We start from the raw sequence: 17,548 nt of genomic DNA on the forward strand, positions 1-17,548 counted from the left end.
GAATGTTAATGAAATAATAACTTCCGCAGGGCCGTTCAGATACAGAAAGCAGAGGGCAGTTATTCGAATACCTGTGACGCATTAATAAATATGCACAGAATATATCAATTTCTCCTAAAGATAAAACCCTAAAAGCGACATGTTTCAAATTACCTGCTTTTAGTGCTAAGTTTTGACACATACTTAATTACCATTTATCTGCTGGTTATATCAAAATACTCTTTGCAGGAGAATCAGATGAAGGAAATCAGAAAAGAGATCTTCAGGGCTTACGATATTCGTGGGATTGTGGATCAGGATTTTGATGAAGAATGGGTAGAGCGGCTTGGACGGGCCTGCGGCACATGGTTCCGTTCTCAAGGCTGGGACCGGGCCGTGGTGGGGCATGACTGCCGTCACAGTTCTCCCGCCTATCAACAGGCCATGGCCCGGGGACTTAACGGGGCCGGCGTGGACGTGCTTTGCCTGAACATGGTGCCTTCTCCTGTTTTTTATTTTGCGGCCAAAAAGCTTAACTACAAATCCGGGGTGATGATCACCGCCAGTCACAACCCACCGGAGTTTAATGGCTTCAAGGTCTGGGGCGGGGAGACCACCATCCACACCGATGATATTCAGGCCATCTACAACATAATGGAATCCGGTGAGTTCAGTGAAGGCAGCGGCGTGGTTTCCCATCACGATATTGTCCCGTTTTATCTTGAAGACCTCCTTTCCGGCATCAAGCTCAAGCGTCCGGTCAAGGTTGTGCTGGACGGAGGCAACGGTGCCGGAGGGCATATTGCCCTTGAGCTGCTGCGCCGGGCCGGGGCTGAGGTTATTCCCCAATACTGCGAACCGGACGGTGATTTTCCTAACCATCACCCGGACCCGGTGGTTGCAGAATATATGGGCGATCTTTTCAAGGCGGTTGTTGAACATGGCGCGGAGGTAGGCATCGGGCTTGACGGTGACGCGGACCGCATCGGAGCGGTGGACGAGAAAGGAAATCTTGTTCCCGGAGACAGGTTGCTGGCCGTCTATGCCCGTGAAGTTCTGGCCCGCAAGCCCGGCGAGACCGTTGTGGCCGACGTTAAATGCAGCCATCTGTTTTTTGATGATGTTGCCAGACATGGCGGTAATCCGCTCATGGCTGTAACCGGGCATTCCATTATGAAGGCCAAAATGGTCGAGACCGGGGCCGGGCTCGGCGGCGAGATGAGCGGACATATCTTTTTTGCTGACCGTTTCTACGGCTTTGATGACGGACTTTATTCCGCTTTGCGGCTGCTGGAGATTCTTTCCGATACGGATGTTCCGGTTTCAAAAATGTGGGATGAATGGGACCAGACCTATTTCACCCCTGAGCTTCGTGTTGAGTACCCGGAGGAGATCAAGTTCGAACTGGTTGAGCGTGTGGCAGAAGAGCTTGCAAAGAAGTATGAGGTCATCGATATTGACGGGGTTCGTGTTGTTTTGGACGGCGGCTGGGCTCTGGTGCGGGCTTCCAATACTCAGGCTGCGCTGACCATGCGTTTTGAAGCCTCATCGCAGGAACAGCTTTCCGCGATACAGTCTGAAGTGGAAGTGCTGCTCGACAGGCTGGCTGAAGAGCTTGGAGCTTAATTCTCCTTTTTTACACGAAAGCAAATACTTGATACCATAAGTACTTACAGGTAAGCCTTTTCACCTGATTTAAATTACTCAAGCAGCACAAGGTTACATTCATGGCATTGTTTATTAAGCCCCACGGTAAGACCGGCACGGAAAGATTTTTGCGGATGATCGGGATGGTAATAATTCTCGGGCTGGTGATTTACGCCTTCTGGATGAACAACCAGTCCACCATGGAGAAGATTCAGGCCCGTAATGCTATCTGGGACCAGACCAAGGTTCTGGACCGATCCGAGCGTGATTACATTCAGGGATTCGTCAGGAGCATGCGTAATGAGTTCGGGGTTACAGTTCGCATTCAGATTATTCTTGATCCGGTCACGGAGCAGGAGGTTGATCCCAAGGAACTTCTGATCGTTATTTCCCCGCCTACGCAGGAAGTGGGGATGCATTTTCCCGGTCTTGTACGCCATGCTTTGGGTAATGAATTCATCTCCGAGTTGGAAACCAAACATTTTGCAAATCATTTTGCTGATGATGAATGGCCCGGTTCGCTCATGACCTGTTTGTCCATGATCTGGGAACGACTGGTCAATGTCGAGTCCGACCAGCCTGTTCCTGAGGTGCATACAAATGAGAATGACAGCACACCTGATCCGGAATCATCAGTTCACAAGGAATAATTAAAGTTAATGTCTAAAAAGAAACTTACTATCTACACCGACGGTTCCTGTCTCGGTAACCCCGGTAAGGGCGGCTACGGGGCCGTTCTCCTGTTCAACGAACACCGCAAGGAACTTTCACAGGGTTATAAAAAAACCACCAACAACCGCATGGAAATGCGCGCGGTTATCGCAGCCCTCACCGAACTCAAGGAACCCTGCGAGATTACACTGTTCACCGATTCGCAGTACGTGAAGAATGCCTTCACCAAGAAGTGGATTGATAACTGGCAGAAAAACGGTTGGAAGACTGCCGCCAAGAAGCCGGTCAAAAATAAGGATCTCTGGGTGCAGTTCATCCCGTTGCTGAAGAAGCACGACGTGACTTTCCGCTGGGTCAAAGGCCATTCCGGGGACCCGGAAAACGAACGCTGCGACGATCTGGCCCGCAATGCCGCATCGTCCGGTGATTTGATTGAAGACGAGGGAGCTTAGCCTCCGGCGGCCAAAGAACCTTTTTTTGGGAAAAAAAGGTTCTCTGGACTCTCCAAAAAAACTTTTTAATAAGCTTCGCATGTAGCCTTTAAAGGCGTCTAGACTAAAGAGAGCGCAATATCTTAACTGATATTGCGCTCTTGGTTTTCAGTATGATTTCGAAAGATAATTGGCGAAGCCTAAGAAAAGGTTTTGGGATTCTTAAACCCTTTTGCAAAAGGGTTTGAGGCTCCCGGCAGGGCCGCCGGAGGCTTACTTAATCACACTCGCAATGTCGTTGTAGATTGAGGTCTTTTTAACAAATTTACCTTTTCCGTTCATGCTGGTGTTAATCTTGGTGGCATCTACAAAGTCGATGCCCGGCAGGTCCTTGTTGTCGACCACGTCTCCGAGCCTTACTCCGCCGCGTTGTTTATGGGCGGTGGTCAGCTGGTCGTCGTTGGAGGAGGTGTAGACGGTGATGTGGGCACTGGTGTTGTCCAGCTTGGGCAGTATGGTCTCGGCAAATTTGTTGCGGTTGATGTCCGGGGCGATGAGGATCAGTTCCTTGATGCGGGCCATATCTTCCGGGGCGAGCTGAAGCTCAGCCATTGCTTTGCAGAGCGGCAGGCAGCCCATGCTGTTTCCGATCAGATAGATATTTTCCGCATCCAGCTCTTCCGCGACTTCTTTGATGAATTCAGTCAGTTGCGGGATTGCGTGTTCTGCATTCTGCTCGTCCTGCAGGTAGTCGGACTGGGCGGGCCAGCTGAAGAAGAGCGGTGCGCCCTGATATTGCAGCTCGTAGCTCATGCGGGCTGTACTGAGTGCCGCTTCTTCAAAGGAAATGTCAAAGCCGTGTACAAATACCAGTGCGGATTTGTCCGGGCTGTTTGCCAGTCTTTTGGGCAGGGTGGTATTAAAAGAACGCCGGGGAAGCGGCTGTACATCTTTGATGGTGTAGTCACTGACAGGTCGCATGCCGTATGTGGTCATGGTGAAGCCGGACTTTTTAAGTTCTTTGAGATCCTTGCTGAAGGGAACAGCTACGTTGCAGGCTCCCCAGCTCAGTTTGCCGCCTTCATTACCATAGGCTTTGCCCGGAACTGTGGACCCGCTGGGTTGGCGGTCGGTGCCGTAAAAAAGAACTATTTCCTGAAAAGGATTTTCAGTGGTCAGGGCCTTGGTCAGGTCGTCGCCCCATTTATTGATGGTGTCGGTGCTGCTTTTGGAGCAGCCGGTGGTCAGCAGCAGAGAGACAAGAGTCAGGGCAATTGCCGCTGTTTTGATAATGGAAAGTTTTTTCATGCCGGAGCGACCTCCTTAAAAGTGCCTGTGGGAATCAGATTTTAGCTCTAATCCTTATAGCACAATGTCGGAAAGCCGCAACCGGACAAAAAAGAGTGTTTATTCTTGGACAGCCAGCCAGTTATGGGGGATGGACCAGCAGCCGTCCTGTGCGGAATCCACAAGAGCGTCCAGAAGGCGGGCCACCCCGTATTCCTCACAGGCGGGAATGCACAGGTCCGCTGCGGGCAGAGCTTCGGGGGCGGCATTGGCAACCACTGCGCTTAAGCCCACATGGCCGAACATGGTCAGGTCGTTTTCGCTGTCGCCGATGGCAATGGAGTTGAGGTCCGACCAGCCGGCTTCTTCCATGATCTGCATCATGGCGGAATGCTTTCCGTGTCCGGCAGGGCCGATTTCAAGGAAATGCTCTCCGGTGCGCACACAGCTCATGCCGTGTTTTTCGGCGAGACTGCGTACCAGGTCGCATTGCTCGGTCTGATCCCGGCGGGAAAAGGTCAGGATTTTGATGGCACCTTTTTCTTCGGGTGTTTCCCCTTTTTGGGGCAGAACTTCACCTACTTTGATGAAATCGTCAATTTCGCCTTCAGTAAGTTCTGTCCGGGTCCAGATTCCGTCACTTACGTAGGTGGCATAGTGAACCCCGGCATCGATAAGCGCATCTTCAATTGCCTTGAACGGGGTCACCCCTTCTCCGAATACTTCCAGCTTGCCGTTGCGCACAATCACTGAACCGTTGACCCCGGCATGGGGGGTGAAACTGCCCACACTGCTGACCAGATGCGGCAGGCTGATCATGTGTTTTCCGGTGATGAGGGAAAAGTGTCCGCCTGCTGTGGTGTAGCGGTTGATGGCGTTCAGGGTTCTGCGGTCAATTGTTTTACCGGGGGTGATGAGGGTGTTGTCGATGTCGCAGAAAATCCAGGGGAGGTTTTTGTCCTGTGCGCAGGCTATGGTTCTGGCGTAATCCTGCTGGTTCCGGCGGGTGTAAGGCAGGGTTTTGCGCGCAATGGATGGAGGTAATGAATCCATACCGAATCTTCCTTCAAGTTCAACAATGCGCTGCCCGAAGGAATATGATTCACCAAGGGGCGAGGTTCTGAAATCGCAATAGGCCACAGCTTTATGGATGGGACTTTCATAGTCGGGACCGGGAAAGTTGTCGTAGATCTTTTTGATTTCCGGCAGACTTTCGATTTCCACCGGAGTGCTGGAGTGCCAGAGCACCGCACGGATGACATCTTCCGGCGCGTTGCAATGGGCAAGGTAGGCTGCGCCGTCAAGGGGATGAAATCCGGTTTTTTTCAGCTTTTCAGAGTAACCCACATCATGGAAGAGAGCGGCAGTTACGATCTTTTCTGCTGTCTCGGCATCGTAATCCATCTGCTCGACCAGTCTGCGGGCAGTTTTGCAGGCCTGGCGCATGTGGGCCAGTCTGGTTGAATCAGCAGGGAAGAAAGATGCGGCCAGTTCATCAGTAAGATTCTCAGAGACCGGACCAAGCGGTTCAGGAAATATTTTTTTCAGAATTGAAGATATGTTCATAAATAGCTCCGTTTAGCCATATATATTGGCGAAGCCTAATAAAAGTTTTAGGAGAGTCCAGAGAACCCTTTTTCAAAAGGGTTCTTTGGCCCCCGGCAGGGTCGCCGAAGGCTTCTTCATTCGTAATTATTGCGACTGTAAAGTCAAGCGACATTTGGGTTGCCAAAACAGGCAGGCCGCTTGGAAAATCTTCCAAGCGGCCTGAAATATTCGTGTTTGCGTTTTCGTTTCTAGTTAACTTTTTTTTCGGTTTCGAAAACGAGCTTGTCGAAAACCCCGTCAATGTCGAGTTTGGTGGTGTCCACAATGATGGAATCTTCAGCAGGCTTGAGCGGTGCGACCTTGCGGTTGCGGTCCTGATCGTCACGTTTGCTAATCTGTTCGACCAGCTCGGCGTAATCTGCGGGCTTGCCCATTTCCTTGAGCTGTTCGAAACGGCGGCGGGCGCGTTCCTCAAGATCGGCATCGAGGAAGAACTTGCAGGGTGCCTGCGGGAAAATGACCGTACCCATGTCGCGGCCTTCAGCGATGAGTGAGGTTGTTTCTCCGATGCTGCGCTGGGCGATTTTCTGGTATTCGCGTACAGCCGGAATTTTAGCCACATTGGAGGCCCACATACCCACCGTCTCGGTGCGGATTTCATCGGTCAGCGGGGTACCGTTCAGGCTGAGCACGGAATCAGAGCCGCTGCCGGAAAGGGTGAATTCCAGCCCTTGCAGGGCCTGCGCAAGTTTGGCTTCATCCCAGTCCCATGAACCTTCGCCGAGCTTCCAAGCGGTGCCGCGAAACATGGCTCCGGTATCGAGATAGGCGATTTCAAAACGGTCGGCCAGACGTTTGGCAAGGGTGGATTTACCCACGCCTGCAGGGCCGTCCAGAGTTATGATGAAAGGCGTGTCCATTAAAGGACCTCCTTCAGTGTTTTAAGAAAAGTTTTGTTTTCCTGATCTGTTCCCATGTTGACCCGGATATATTCGCCAAGGCCGAAGCTCTTCAGCGGACGGACGATGATGCCACGTTCAAGAAGTTCTTGGAAAACCTTCATTGCATCACGGGTGGGCTTGAACATAATGAAGTTGGCTTGGGAATCAAGTACTTCGCAGCCCATTTGGCGGATTTCTTCGGTGAAGAGTTCACGGCCGCGCAGAACCACATCCATGGTGGTGTTGAAAAAGGCTTCGTCTTCAAGCACGGCAATGGCCGCTTCTTCGGCCAGCAGGTTCACGGTAAAGGGCGCGCGGGCACTTTTGATGTATCCGGCCAGTTCCGGGCTCATGATGCCGTAACCGATGCGCAGCCCGGCCAGACCGTAGGCTTTGGAAAAGGTGCGGGTCAGCACCATGTTGGGAAATTCGGTAAGCAGTCCGCGCATGTCGTATTTTTCAGCGGGGCGGGCAAACTCGATATATGCTTCGTCGATGACCAGCAGGGTCTGTTCCGGGATTGCTGCGGCCATTTCGCGCACTTCATCCACGGTCACCGCCAGCCCGGTAGGGTTGTCCGGGGAGGTGATGAAGACGATGGCTGTTTTTTCAGTTACCGCAGCAGCGAGGGCCTTCAGGGGCTGTTTGTGTCCCTCAGCGCGGGGAACCTGACGGAAATTAATGGCGCAGAGGTGGGACATGAGCCGGTACATGCTGAAGCAGGATTCATAGGTGATTACTTCGTCCTGTCCGGGATTGGCCTTGATGCGCACCAGCAGGTCGAGGATTTCATCGGAACCGTTACCGCTGATGATCTGTTCTTCGGATACGCCGCTGCGCTTGGCAATGGCTGCGTTGAGGCGCGGGTTGCCGTTATGCGGGTAGCGGAAAACCGAGGGTGCGTGGCGGGTAATGGCTTTCTGGGCCATGGGGGATGCGCCCAGCGGATTTTCATTGCTGGCGAGCTTGATGACGGTATCGAGACCGTATTTCTCTTTGATTTCCTCGATGGTCAAACCCGGTGCGTAGGGTTTGGAATCCATCATATCTGAACGGACTTTTATGGCGGACATGCTTGAATCCTTATTAATATTGATGCGCTACGCGCTTTTTTATGAAAGATGCCTCCGGCAGGCCTCCCGGCGGGTGCCTTCAGCAGGACCAAAGGGAATAATCCCCTTTGGAATCCCTGTCGGGCTTCGCTCTGTTCTATGGAAAGGGAGGGATATTGAGCAGGAGTACGGGGTTTATTAGTTTGGAATGGATGGTTTGTCAAAAGTCAGCCCCCCTGCTTATGGCGTACAGGGGGGCTCCTGAGGTTAGTGAGGCTCGACCTTCAGGCTGGGGTGATAGCCCTCAGGTCAGTTATGAGGTTATTCCTAGGAGGGTCTGACAGTTAATACCGGGCTGGTGGCCGACTTGACCACCTTCTCAGCAACGGAACCGAACAGGATGCGGTCGATGCCCGCACGGCCATGGGTGCCCATGACGATCATGTCCGCGTTTTCGGTTTCTGCAATGGCGAGGATTTCCTCGGCTGCATATCCGGTTACAACCTTTCCGTTTGCGGTTACATCCTTGAAGTTTTCAGCGATGAAAGTTTCCATGGTGCTGTCCGCGCCGGTTACGATTTCGCCTACAAAGTTCTCAATGGAGCTGGGCGGAACATGAAAGCCCACATACTGGTCCAGCGAGGGAGCCACGTAGAGGCAGATGATTTCAGCTCCCAATGTCTTTGCAAGGGTACTTGCGTATTCTGCTACAACAGGGCTGTGGTCCGAAAAATCCACTGCACAGAGTATCTTCTTGATTTCAGGCATATTCATACCTCCGTATTTCAAATGGTTGTGCATGGAGAAAAAGTGCATTTCAAAAATTCTTACTTCAAATATTACCCGAATAAGTGCGGCATGGACAAGCTTTTTCTTATAATTTATCCTGCAGGAGGAAAAAAAGTCTCACAAGGGGTTGTGCCCCAGTGAAAGTGGTATTTTTTTCCGGGCACTAAATAATTATAAAGTTAGTTAAATCAACCTATTGGCTGAAAGTCTAGACTTTGGCAAGGTCATTGCATAGTCTGGGATGAAACCAAAGGCTGAGGAGTAAAATATGAAGATAAGTCCTGAACAGATTGAAGCCTTAAAGCTGCAACAGCAGCAGGAAAACAAGGCAAAGAAGGTTGACGGGGCAGCGTTCGGCGAATTCCTGAATCAGGAAGTTCAGCAGGGAGCGGCGCAGCAGAATGGCGCAGCTTCAGCACCGCCGGTGCCGGGTCTTCAGGCCATGAATCCCTTGCTGCAGGTGCAGCAGGCCGCTCAGGTTCAGCAGACCTCGCAGGTCAGCGAAAGTGAGTTTGTAGGTAAGGTGGAAGACCTTTTCGGAAAGCTCGAAAGTTACGCCCAGCAGCTCGGCTCCTCTGATGAGGGCGGGCTGAAGCAGGCTTATTCGACTCTTGAAGGCATTCAAGGTGGAGTTGAAGCCCTGAAGAAGGATTGGCCCGGCGTAGAAAGCGAGAACCCGGAACTCGGTTCCATCGTATCGGAATTGGAAACCGTGGCCGTGACCGAACAGATCAAATTTAACCGGGGAGACTACGTTTAGTCGCTCATACGTATCTCCCCGCGTAAGATTATTCTTACGCGAGAAAGCCGCGCATCCGATATGGATGCGCGGCTTTTTATGTGGGGTCAAATTCGCTGGCAATAGCTTTTGAATCGATAGCTGACGACCATATTTGTCGTTAACTGCCCTTAACTTTATATCAGTTAATCCAGATTTATAGTGTTTACCATTTTTCAGAAGTTAAGTTTTACGATGCCCATGAAAGAAGCCCCCTGCCTCATAAGAAGCAGGGGGCTTTCAGGTCGGTAATTCGTCAGTGACTAGTCTTCAGTAGTCAGCTGGCCGATTTCGCGCTTAACGTCTGTGGCAATCTTGTAAAGGAATGTCAGAGTAAGTGCGCCGAGTGCGTAAACCATCATGGAAATCATGAGCTCTTTACCGGTGGGCCAGTAAACAGTGATTTCGTTGAAGGGGTTCGGTGTGAAACCACCGATCAGCAGACCGAGGCCCTTATCAATCCAGGTTGCGATAACGAGGATAGCGAGGGACCAGGGCAGCAGCTTCTGGTTGTAACGCAGTTTGGGCGGAATGAGCAATGCAAGGCTGATGAAAGCAAAGATTGCTGCGGTCCACATCCAGGGTACCAGTTCGTGGTGGCCGTGGCTACCGGCGAAGAGGTATGCGATGGAGTGGATATGTCCGGGCATATTGGAATAGAATGCGGTGAAGATTTCCAGCATGAAGAAGAAAACGTTCACGCACATTGCGTAAGTGATAATAGTTGTGAGCGTACCGATTGCGCCTTTGCCGGGTTCGTACTTGGTAATTTTGCGCACGAGGAAAACCACGAGCAGCAGGATAGCAGGTCCGGAACAGAACGCAGAAGCCAGAAAGCGGGCTGCCAGAATGGCGGTGAGCCAGTAGTGGCGGCCGGGAAGGCCTGCGTACAGGAACGCGGTAACGGTGTGAATGGAGAACGCCCAGATGATGGAGGTGTAAACCAGAGGCTTAACCCATTTGGGGTGAGACACACGCTGACGGTCACACTCAAGACATGTCCAGCCGATAACTACGTTCAGGATCAGATAACCGTTCAGGACGATCATATCCCAGAACAGAACAGAGTTCGGAGTCGGATGGAAGATGATGTTAAGCATACGCTGGGGCTGTCCGATGTCGACGATGATGAAACCGAGACACATGACAACAGCTGCGATAGCCATGAATTCACCCATGATTACCATGCCTTTGAACTTCTTGTAATGATGGAAGTAGTAAGGCAGTACGATCATAACACCGGATGCGGCGAGACCGACAAGGTAAGTGAACTGGGCGATGTAAAAACCCCAGGAAACATCACGGTTGAGACCGGTGATGGTCATCCCTTCCTGAAGCTGGGTCAGATATGTGCAGAAACCGGCACCGATAATGAGCAGCAGGAAACCAATCCAGGCCCAGTATTTCGGTCCGCCTTTAAAAGCTTTTTCGAGCATATCAGGCTTCCCCCTAGATGATGTAGTAAACGCCGGGCTCAGTGCCTGCGGCAGGTTTTCTACGGATGGTGAAGTTCTCACGCAGGGCCTTTCTCACATTGGAGTCGGGGTCCTGCAGATCGCCGAAGATGATCGCGCCACCGGATTTTTCAGCACATGCGGGCATTTCACCCACAGCGAGACGCTCAACGCAGAAGTTACATTTTTCCACAACACCGCGCATGCGGGTGGGGAACTTCTTGTTGATGTTGTCCATGTCCAGATGGGGTCTGGGGTCCATGAAGTTGAAGCTTCTGGAACCGTAAGGACATGCTGCCATGCAGTAGCGGCAACCGATGCAGCGATGGTAATCCATTGCTACAATGCCGTCGGGGCGTACGAAAGTCGCCTTTGTGGGGCAGACGCGCACACAGGAAGGATGCTCGCAATGGTTGCAGAGCAGGGGAAACCTGTGTTTTTCCTGAGCTTCGGAGGGGAAGTTGTTTTCCTGTTCGGGAAAAACTTCACCGTAAGTGCCGGACCACAACCATTTGATGTCCTGATCGGAATCGATGGTAGGAACGTTGTGGATGTGGTGGCAGGTTTCAGCCAGAGCTTCAATTGCTTCTTCGGTATTCAGTTTGCGGGTGTCGATAACCATTGCCCAGCGCTTGGCGTGCAGGTGGTTGGCATTGACTTTGTAATCCGCTCCGTGACCCGGTGCGCCGGATGCCATGACAGCAGTGGGCGCAATGCAGAGTCCTGCAGCGGAGAGTCCTGCAAACTTAAGGAAGTTTCTTCTACTCTGTTTCATTATTTCGCCTCCTTGGGAGGTACGTGGCAATCCCAGCAGTAGGGAGTTACACTCGCATCAACGTGGCACTTGTCGCAGAACTGTTCCTTGCTGGTGTGGCACTGCATACAGGTGTTCTGAAGGCTGATGGTGTATTTATCGCCTTTGGCACTGATGTAGGTCCTTTTGCCTTCGCGAAGAGCCATATCTCTCCACTCGTCAAGAAGCTTCATGTGGTTCTCACGCATGTTCTGGGTGGGAGCAACACATACTTTAGCATTCTTGGGCAGTTCTACCTTGGGTTCTTCATAGCTTCCGCCGATGTTGAACCAGAAAGGCATGGACACCAGGCCGAGGAAGATAACCAGTCCGGTTATGATTTTTCCACCGTAGTGCATGATTTAACCCTCCTTCCCGGGCAGAGGATTGAAACGAAGGTCTGTTTCCCTTTCTTTTTCGCCGTCAAGGATGAGGGCGTTACCAACCAGTTCGTGTACACCGCAGACGTCTACGCCGGGTGCCCAGTAGTTGGCCAGGGGAGGCAGGGTTGCACGGTCGATAGCGCAGATGCAGGAGAGCATGTTTACATCATTCTGTTCCTGAACTGCTTTCAGTGCGTTACCGCGGGGCAGACCGCCGCGCATACGGATTTCCATGATTTCGTCAGTGTTGAGGCCGGAACCGCCTGCGCAGCAGAAAGTTTGCTCGCGGATGGTCTGTTCGGGCATCTCAAAGAAGTTTTTAACAACGTTCTTGATGACGTAACGGGGTTCGTCCAGCAGACCCATGGCACGGGCCGGGTTACAGGAATCATGGTAGGTTGCGCGGATATGGTCGTTTCTGCTGGGATCAAGCTTCAGTTTGTTGTGCTTCATCAGGTCAGCAGTAAACTCGGTGATGTGGACCATTTTGGTCTGGCGTGCGCTTTCGAACACGGTACCGGTGATGGGGCTGACGGGAACCTCAAGGGTGTTCAGCTCGCTGTTCATGGTATCCATGTACTGGTTGATAACACGCCACATGTGGCCGCACTCACCGCCGAGAATCCACTTTGCACCGAGGCGGTCGGCTTCGGCGTACATCTTGGCGTTCAGTTTCTTCATCATATCAGCAGAGGTGAAGAGACCGAAGTTACCGCCTTCAGATGCATAGGTGGACAGGGTGTAGTCAAGTCCGATGTGATCAAACAGCATCAGGTAACCCATGAAGGTGTAGATGCCGGGATCAGCGAATACGTCACCGGAGGGAGTAATGAAGATTACTTCGTGGCCTTTTTCGTTCAGGGGAACGTTGAGGCGCTTACCGGTGATTTCTTCGATATCGTCAACCATGAAGTCGACGATGTCTTTGAATGCGTGGGGCTGGATACCGAGGTGGTTACCGGTACGGTTACAGTTGGAAACCGGCTCCAGGATCCAGTTGATGTTCACACCGCAAAGGTGCAGCAGTTCACGTGCCATCATGGTGATTTCCGCAGTATCGATGCCGTAGGGGCAGTACAGGGAACAACGGCGGCACTCTGTGCACTGGTAGAAGTAAATGAACCATTCTTTGAGAACATCTTCGGTCATGACTCTGGACCCGGTCAGGGTGGAGAGAATCTTACCGGCCATGGTGAAGTCCTTGCGGTAGATGGAACGCATAAGTTCCGCACGCAGGACGGGCATGTTCTTGGGATCACCGGAACCGATGAAAAAGTGACACTTGTCTGCACAAGCACCACAGCGAACACAGATGTCCATGAATACTTTCAGTGAACGGTATTTATCGAGTCTTTCCTTGAAACCTTCGTGGACGATGTCCTGCCAGTTTTCAGGGAGCTTCCAATCCACGTCAGCGGGGTTCCACTCACGGGGGTTGGGGAAGCCCAGATACTCGAGTTTTTCCGCTTTTGCGGGATAACACCAGTTGCCCGGAGAAGTATCTACCGGGGTATCCATCCACCCAGTGGACGGCGGTGTGTAATTAATGCTTTTAAAAAGCTCATCAGCTTTTGGGAGGTCAGCCATGTCAACTCCTCATCAAAAGATATTTAAGGTCTGTCCGGCATAGGTCTTAAAAGACCTCTATGCCTTTTTATCCACCGGGAGACCCGCTTCAATCATTGGCTCCCTGAACTCGTCTTCATAAGCCTCATAGCTGTGGGGCTTGATGTTGGGATCGTTCCAGGGGTTCTCGTGATGGTTGATACGGGTATCGTTGGGCATGTTCCTTGTGGGAGACAGGAATACGCCGCCCGCGTGCATCAGCTTACTGAAGGGGAAGTAGACCAGCAGCACACATACGAGGAAGAGGTGGATGTAGAACACCACACTGATTCCTGCGGGAATGACGGGGCTGAAGGTTACAAGACCCATGGTCAGCTTCTTGATGGCCATAATGTCCACGTGCGCGAAGTAGCGCATGTAGATGCCGGAAAGGGCGATGCCGATGATGAGAAGCAGCGGGAAGTAATCGGTAACCAGAGAAATGTAACGCAGTTTGGGATCCTGAAGTCTGCGGCCGAGCAGGAAGCCGAGGCCGGCGAGAATCAGGAGGTCTGACATGTACAGTCTGGGTACACCGATCTGCATGATACCGTCGATCATTTCCACGAAAGCGATACATTCGGGTACCGGTTCGAAGAAGAGTCTCATGTGCCTGATCACGATGAGCAGGAATGAGTAGTGGAAGAGCAGGGAAAACAGCCACAAAAATTTAGATGAGGCGTAAGTTACTCTTCCGTCCCTGAGTTCTACTTTGGTGTTTCTGAACAGAGTACGGAAACAGCAGACTTCAAGAACCATACGGATAAAAGTTTGACCCGGGGTCACGGGGTTGTCAAAGCGGTCATGCTGGATAAAATCCAGAGACTTCTGCTGACCAGCCGTGGTCGGGATACGGAAAGGAACCGGGCTTTTAGCCCAGCAAATCACCTTGCGGGCAAAGCCCACCAGGAAAACGGCAACTGCTACATACGGTAACAGCGTGCCGAACAGTCCTGCCATGTGTGCGGAACCCACTCCGAAGAGTGCGATGAGCACCAAAGCAAAAACTAAAACGAGTGAGTACAAAGCGTTCATCTACCTTCACCTCGCTTATAACGTTTGGCTTCATGAAGAAGCCGGCCACTACACCTGTCCGGCCCCTCTGGCCGAAGCGTCCTCGATTTTGTTGACCCGCCGGAGAAGCATATGATGCGATCTTTTGATTTCATCAATTCTCATCTGCGCAATCAAATCCCTATTCTTGGTATAGATGTCGAACGCGATAAGTCCCAGATTATCAATCCGGGCCTCAAACGCGAGCAACTCATCAAGTTTGCCTTCACTTTTCAGTTCCTCCATGAACTCGTCTCTCAGGAGTTTCTTAAAAAGAAAGACAAAGCTTAAAGCTTTGGATGGTGCAAAATCCTGAACGGTCCTGATTTTGATCAGTTCGTCAAGGGAGTTTGCAAGATCGTCGGCACTTTTCCATTCAAGGATCAGGTCAAAAAGTTCGCCTGCAACCTTCTTGATGGTGACTCCGACAGGGTTGGTGAACTGGTCCTTGTTTGATCTCCATACATCCTGTGTCTCTTTAGGATATGAAGAAAGAATCAGGTCATACCATTTTTCTGTCAGGTCTTCCTTTCTTTCCGACAATTTTTGTACAAGACTCATTTCATTACCTGTCTTATTAAACAATAATAAATTTCAGGCCGCTGCATCACTTTGGTGCAGGGTCCGGAAATTGAGAGCGGCTTTCAAAAAAGCCCAGAAATGTGAATTCTGTCACACTGTGACTAACAGGACGATATTCCAGATACCTAGTGATTCGTCAAGGGGTTTTAGTCCTTAGTACGGCTATCAGATGGTATGAAAATCATTGTCAAACAGGGTTTTCGACAAGCATAGTGATCCCGGTTCAGGGGGCAGCGTCTGTTTCCTGATTCTATTCTGTGATAAACAACCCGTCTTGATTCTTACCCTTATTGACAATGGGGATAGTTTAAACCCCCGTCCCTGAATTGCTTTAACCACATACGGGAAGGAATGTAAAATGTCAGAACCGTTAATTTTTTATCCCCAAGGTTGCCGCCGGGCTATTTTCATCCGCCGCTATAAGCGTTTCACCGTAGAGGCCGTGCTGGATGGGGAAGTGGTGGGGGTGCATACAAATAATACCGGGTCCATGCTCGGTCTGCTGCGCGAAGGACAGGAAATATTTATTTCCCCGGCTTTAAATCCCAATCGCAAGCTCAAGTGGACCCTCGAAGCGGTCCTGCCGCACGGTGATATGATTGGGGTGAATACTTCTGTTCCCAACAAAATGCTCCAGCTTGCTTTCGAAGCAGGGCAATTGCCGGAAACCGAAGGCTACACCACCCTCAAACGTGAGGCTAAAGTGGGCAACAGCCGTCTGGACGGTTTGTTCACTGACGATTCCGGTAAGCTTCCCAATCTTTGGGTGGAGTGCAAGAACGTCACCCTCGTTGAAGACGATGTGGCCTGCTTTCCCGATGCCCAGACCGAGCGCGGACGCAAGCATCTCATGGAGCTGATGGACCTCGCCGTCAAAGGTGACCGGGTAGCCCTGTTTTTCTTCGTTCAACGCAATGACGGAAATTGTTTCGGTCCCTCAGGCTTTATTGATCCCGAGTATGCCGAACTTTTTTACAAAGCTCTTGATGGCGGAGTGGAGTGCTGGGCTTATGAGGCGGTTTTAAGCGAGCAGGGGGTCGGGATGGGAAGGAAATTGCCGCTTGCTACTTGCCGATAGGTTTAAACAATAAACAAAACAAGACTCGCAATAGCAACCAAGCTATTGCGGGTCTTGTTTTGGAGGTAGGTATAGAGAGCTACTTGCGAAGCATAATAAATGGTTTTGAAAGGGATGGGGTCTGGGGAAGGGAAAACTTTTGCAAAAGTTTTCCCTTCCCCAGCCGCCGGAGGCACCAAAAACGTGGAAAGCCCCTTCATGCGAACATTTCGCATGAAGGGGCTTTCCGGCCTTGATGGTGTTGAAAAGCGAGGTGTCCGGCCCGGACCGGGTTTATCCCGACCGGACACCTTAGGAGCAGGATGCCGAAATTTTAGCCGGGAGGGTGGAGCTCCCGGCCAGAAACCAGACTCGGAGTAGCTTGCAATCTGCTGGTAGATGCAATCCGGCGCGCATTCGGCTGACTTCGGACGTAATGCGCACTGTTCGAGCTGTGTATGATGAGATTTATTTTCTGCTCCTGTTCGTTCTAATCCAATTCATCTGGTGGCCGAGCCCTGCGCTGCGGATGCGGTCTCCCGTATCTTTTCCTCTTTGCGCACAGCCCTGCGTTCCGTGGCTTCCCTGTTGCGCCTGTGATCGACCCCTGTCTCAAGGATCAGCGACGGCACCGGGGAAGGCTTTCCGTTTTCACCCATGGCCACAAAGGTGAGATAGGCTGAATTGGTATGCCGTGTCTCGCCTGTTAAAAGATTCTCCGCTTCAACCCGGACCCCGATTTCCATGGAAGTCCTGCCGACCATATTCACATTGGCATACAGGTTGATGAGCTCTCCCACGTAGGCGGGCCGCAGGAAGTTCATGCGGTCAATTGAAGCCGTAACCACCGGCTTGCGTGCATGACGCATGGCACAGGTGGCGGCGACCAGATCAAGTTGTTTCAGCAGTACTCCACCGTGCAGGTTGCCGGCAGGGTTGGTGTCCTGCGGCAAGACCCGGTAGGTCATTAAGGTTCTGCTTTCGCTGATCTTTTTTGATTTCATGTCGGCAACCCTGATCCTGGATCGTGTTTAGATGTCGTTTTGTAATACTGAAAGTATACGATTGTATTACAGGAGTAAAATCTATTTGATTTTACCATATTCGACTCTGGCTTCCCATATCATTTTGGCAATTCTCTTTCCCAAATCCAGCTGCCGGGTCTTGATCAGGGCTTCCGCTGCCTCGCGGTTGCCGTCCTGCTTCAACAATGTGGCAGATTCCAGGTCTCTGAGATAGTTCTCGAATTCCCGGATCAGTTTGGAAAGATTGAGAGTTTCCAGCTCCAGCGGCACTCTCACGGATTTAACTTTTCTGCTCATTGTTTCTGCTTAACCTGCTTTGTTTTAGGGCATTCTTCTCCTATACGAGACAAATGTCAATACATTTGTAATACAAAATGAAATAATGATTATGACAATGTTTAAACTAAATACTCATCTAATAAATGACGAAAATAGTTTTTAATTAATGTTGAAATATAATACAAATGTAATA

19 protein-coding genes are annotated in these 17,548 nt (G+C 51.2%); 5 read left to right on the forward strand and 14 right to left on the reverse strand.

Going from position 1 to position 17,548, the window contains the following annotated elements:
- Positions 1 to 237 precede the first annotated feature (237 nt).
- The 3 genes from FMR86_RS04090 to rnhA all read left to right on the forward strand — a co-directional run bounded on the left by FMR86_RS04090 (position 238) and on the right by rnhA (position 2,750).
- Positions 238 to 1,605: a phosphomannomutase/phosphoglucomutase gene (locus FMR86_RS04090; RefSeq protein ID WP_163349814.1), complete on the forward strand. Its 1,368-nt coding sequence runs from the start codon at positions 238 to 240 to the stop codon at positions 1,603 to 1,605.
- A 101-nt stretch (positions 1,606 to 1,706) separates the two neighbouring features.
- Positions 1,707 to 2,276, forward strand: a complete 570-nt coding sequence (locus FMR86_RS04095; RefSeq protein ID WP_163349815.1) for a TPM domain-containing protein — start codon at positions 1,707 to 1,709, stop codon at positions 2,274 to 2,276.
- Positions 2,277 to 2,285: 9 nt separating this feature from the next.
- Positions 2,286 to 2,750, forward strand: a complete 465-nt coding sequence (gene rnhA / locus FMR86_RS04100) for a ribonuclease HI (RefSeq protein WP_163349816.1) — start codon at positions 2,286 to 2,288, stop codon at positions 2,748 to 2,750.
- 252 nt (positions 2,751 to 3,002) lie between these two features.
- Here rnhA and FMR86_RS04105 read toward each other — a convergent pair whose 3' ends face one another.
- The 5 genes from FMR86_RS04105 to FMR86_RS04125 form a co-directional block, all read right to left on the reverse strand.
- Positions 3,003 to 4,037 carry an alpha/beta hydrolase gene (locus FMR86_RS04105; RefSeq protein WP_163349817.1) on the reverse strand — a complete coding sequence of 345 codons (1,035 nt, stop codon included), beginning with the start codon at positions 4,035 to 4,037 and terminating at the stop codon, positions 3,003 to 3,005.
- Positions 4,038 to 4,136: 99 nt separating this feature from the next.
- The gene (locus FMR86_RS04110) at positions 4,137 to 5,582 is read right to left on the reverse strand and encodes an HAD-IIB family hydrolase (RefSeq protein ID WP_163349818.1); all 1,446 of its coding nucleotides are present in this window, start codon (positions 5,580 to 5,582) and stop codon (positions 4,137 to 4,139) included.
- 230 nt (positions 5,583 to 5,812) lie between these two features.
- Positions 5,813 to 6,484 carry a (d)CMP kinase gene (cmk, locus tag FMR86_RS04115; protein WP_163349819.1) on the reverse strand — a complete coding sequence of 224 codons (672 nt, stop codon included), beginning with the start codon at positions 6,482 to 6,484 and terminating at the stop codon, positions 5,813 to 5,815.
- Complete coding sequence (hisC, locus tag FMR86_RS04120; protein ID WP_163349820.1) at positions 6,484 to 7,578, reverse strand: histidinol-phosphate transaminase; 1,095 nt, start codon at positions 7,576 to 7,578, stop codon at positions 6,484 to 6,486. The genes cmk and hisC overlap by 1 nt, the downstream gene beginning before the upstream one ends.
- Positions 7,579 to 7,884: 306 nt before the next feature.
- Positions 7,885 to 8,325, reverse strand: a complete 441-nt coding sequence (locus FMR86_RS04125; RefSeq protein WP_163349821.1) for a universal stress protein — start codon at positions 8,323 to 8,325, stop codon at positions 7,885 to 7,887.
- A 289-nt stretch (positions 8,326 to 8,614) separates the two neighbouring features.
- Between FMR86_RS04125 and FMR86_RS04130 the strand changes: the two genes are divergently transcribed.
- Positions 8,615 to 9,106 (forward strand): hypothetical protein, encoded by a 492-nt coding sequence (locus FMR86_RS04130; protein WP_163349822.1) that lies wholly within the window; start codon positions 8,615 to 8,617, stop codon positions 9,104 to 9,106.
- A 281-nt stretch (positions 9,107 to 9,387) separates the two neighbouring features.
- Here the strand turns inward: FMR86_RS04130 and dsrP are convergent, their stop codons facing one another.
- Genes dsrP through FMR86_RS04160 form a run of 6 tightly spaced genes read right to left on the reverse strand, consistent with a single transcriptional unit; the run spans position 9,388 to position 14,973 of the window.
- The gene (gene dsrP, locus FMR86_RS04135) at positions 9,388 to 10,560 is read right to left on the reverse strand and encodes a sulfate reduction electron transfer complex DsrMKJOP subunit DsrP (RefSeq protein ID WP_163349823.1); all 1,173 of its coding nucleotides are present in this window, start codon (positions 10,558 to 10,560) and stop codon (positions 9,388 to 9,390) included.
- Between the two features lie 13 nt (positions 10,561 to 10,573).
- Positions 10,574 to 11,353, reverse strand: a complete 780-nt coding sequence (gene dsrO / locus FMR86_RS04140; protein WP_163349824.1) for a sulfate reduction electron transfer complex DsrMKJOP subunit DsrO — start codon at positions 11,351 to 11,353, stop codon at positions 10,574 to 10,576.
- Positions 11,353 to 11,730, reverse strand: coding sequence for a sulfate reduction electron transfer complex DsrMKJOP subunit DsrJ (dsrJ, locus tag FMR86_RS04145; RefSeq protein ID WP_163295391.1), 378 nt, complete (start codon positions 11,728 to 11,730; stop codon positions 11,353 to 11,355). The genes dsrO and dsrJ overlap by 1 nt, the downstream gene beginning before the upstream one ends.
- Before the next feature lie 3 nt (positions 11,731 to 11,733).
- Positions 11,734 to 13,341: a sulfate reduction electron transfer complex DsrMKJOP subunit DsrK gene (gene dsrK / locus FMR86_RS04150; RefSeq protein WP_163349825.1), complete on the reverse strand. Its 1,608-nt coding sequence runs from the start codon at positions 13,339 to 13,341 to the stop codon at positions 11,734 to 11,736.
- 57 nt (positions 13,342 to 13,398) lie between these two features.
- Positions 13,399 to 14,394 carry a sulfate reduction electron transfer complex DsrMKJOP subunit DsrM gene (gene dsrM / locus FMR86_RS04155; protein WP_163349826.1) on the reverse strand — a complete coding sequence of 332 codons (996 nt, stop codon included), beginning with the start codon at positions 14,392 to 14,394 and terminating at the stop codon, positions 13,399 to 13,401.
- 48 nt (positions 14,395 to 14,442) lie between these two features.
- Positions 14,443 to 14,973, reverse strand: a complete 531-nt coding sequence (locus FMR86_RS04160; protein WP_163349827.1) for an RsbRD N-terminal domain-containing protein — start codon at positions 14,971 to 14,973, stop codon at positions 14,443 to 14,445.
- A 379-nt stretch (positions 14,974 to 15,352) separates the two neighbouring features.
- Between FMR86_RS04160 and sfsA the strand changes: the two genes are divergently transcribed.
- Entirely contained in the window at positions 15,353 to 16,072 is a 720-nt protein-coding gene (gene sfsA / locus FMR86_RS04165; protein ID WP_163349828.1) for a DNA/RNA nuclease SfsA, read from the forward strand.
- Between the two features lie 2 nt (positions 16,073 to 16,074).
- Here the strand turns inward: sfsA and FMR86_RS04170 are convergent, their stop codons facing one another.
- The 3 genes from FMR86_RS04170 to FMR86_RS04180 form a co-directional block, all read right to left on the reverse strand.
- Positions 16,075 to 16,287, reverse strand: coding sequence for a hypothetical protein (locus FMR86_RS04170; RefSeq protein ID WP_163349829.1), 213 nt, complete (start codon positions 16,285 to 16,287; stop codon positions 16,075 to 16,077).
- A gap of 264 nt (positions 16,288 to 16,551) precedes the next feature.
- A complete protein-coding gene (locus FMR86_RS04175) occupies positions 16,552 to 17,055 on the reverse strand; it encodes an acyl-CoA thioesterase (protein ID WP_163349830.1) in 504 nt (167 codons plus the stop codon).
- A gap of 81 nt (positions 17,056 to 17,136) precedes the next feature.
- Entirely contained in the window at positions 17,137 to 17,373 is a 237-nt protein-coding gene (locus tag FMR86_RS04180) for a hypothetical protein (protein WP_163349831.1), read from the reverse strand.
- Between the last annotated feature and the right edge of the window lie 175 nt (positions 17,374 to 17,548).

This window comes from Desulfovibrio sp. JC010, from assembly GCF_010470675.1.
In the GTDB taxonomy this organism is placed as follows: domain Bacteria; phylum Desulfobacterota; class Desulfovibrionia; order Desulfovibrionales; family Desulfovibrionaceae; genus Maridesulfovibrio.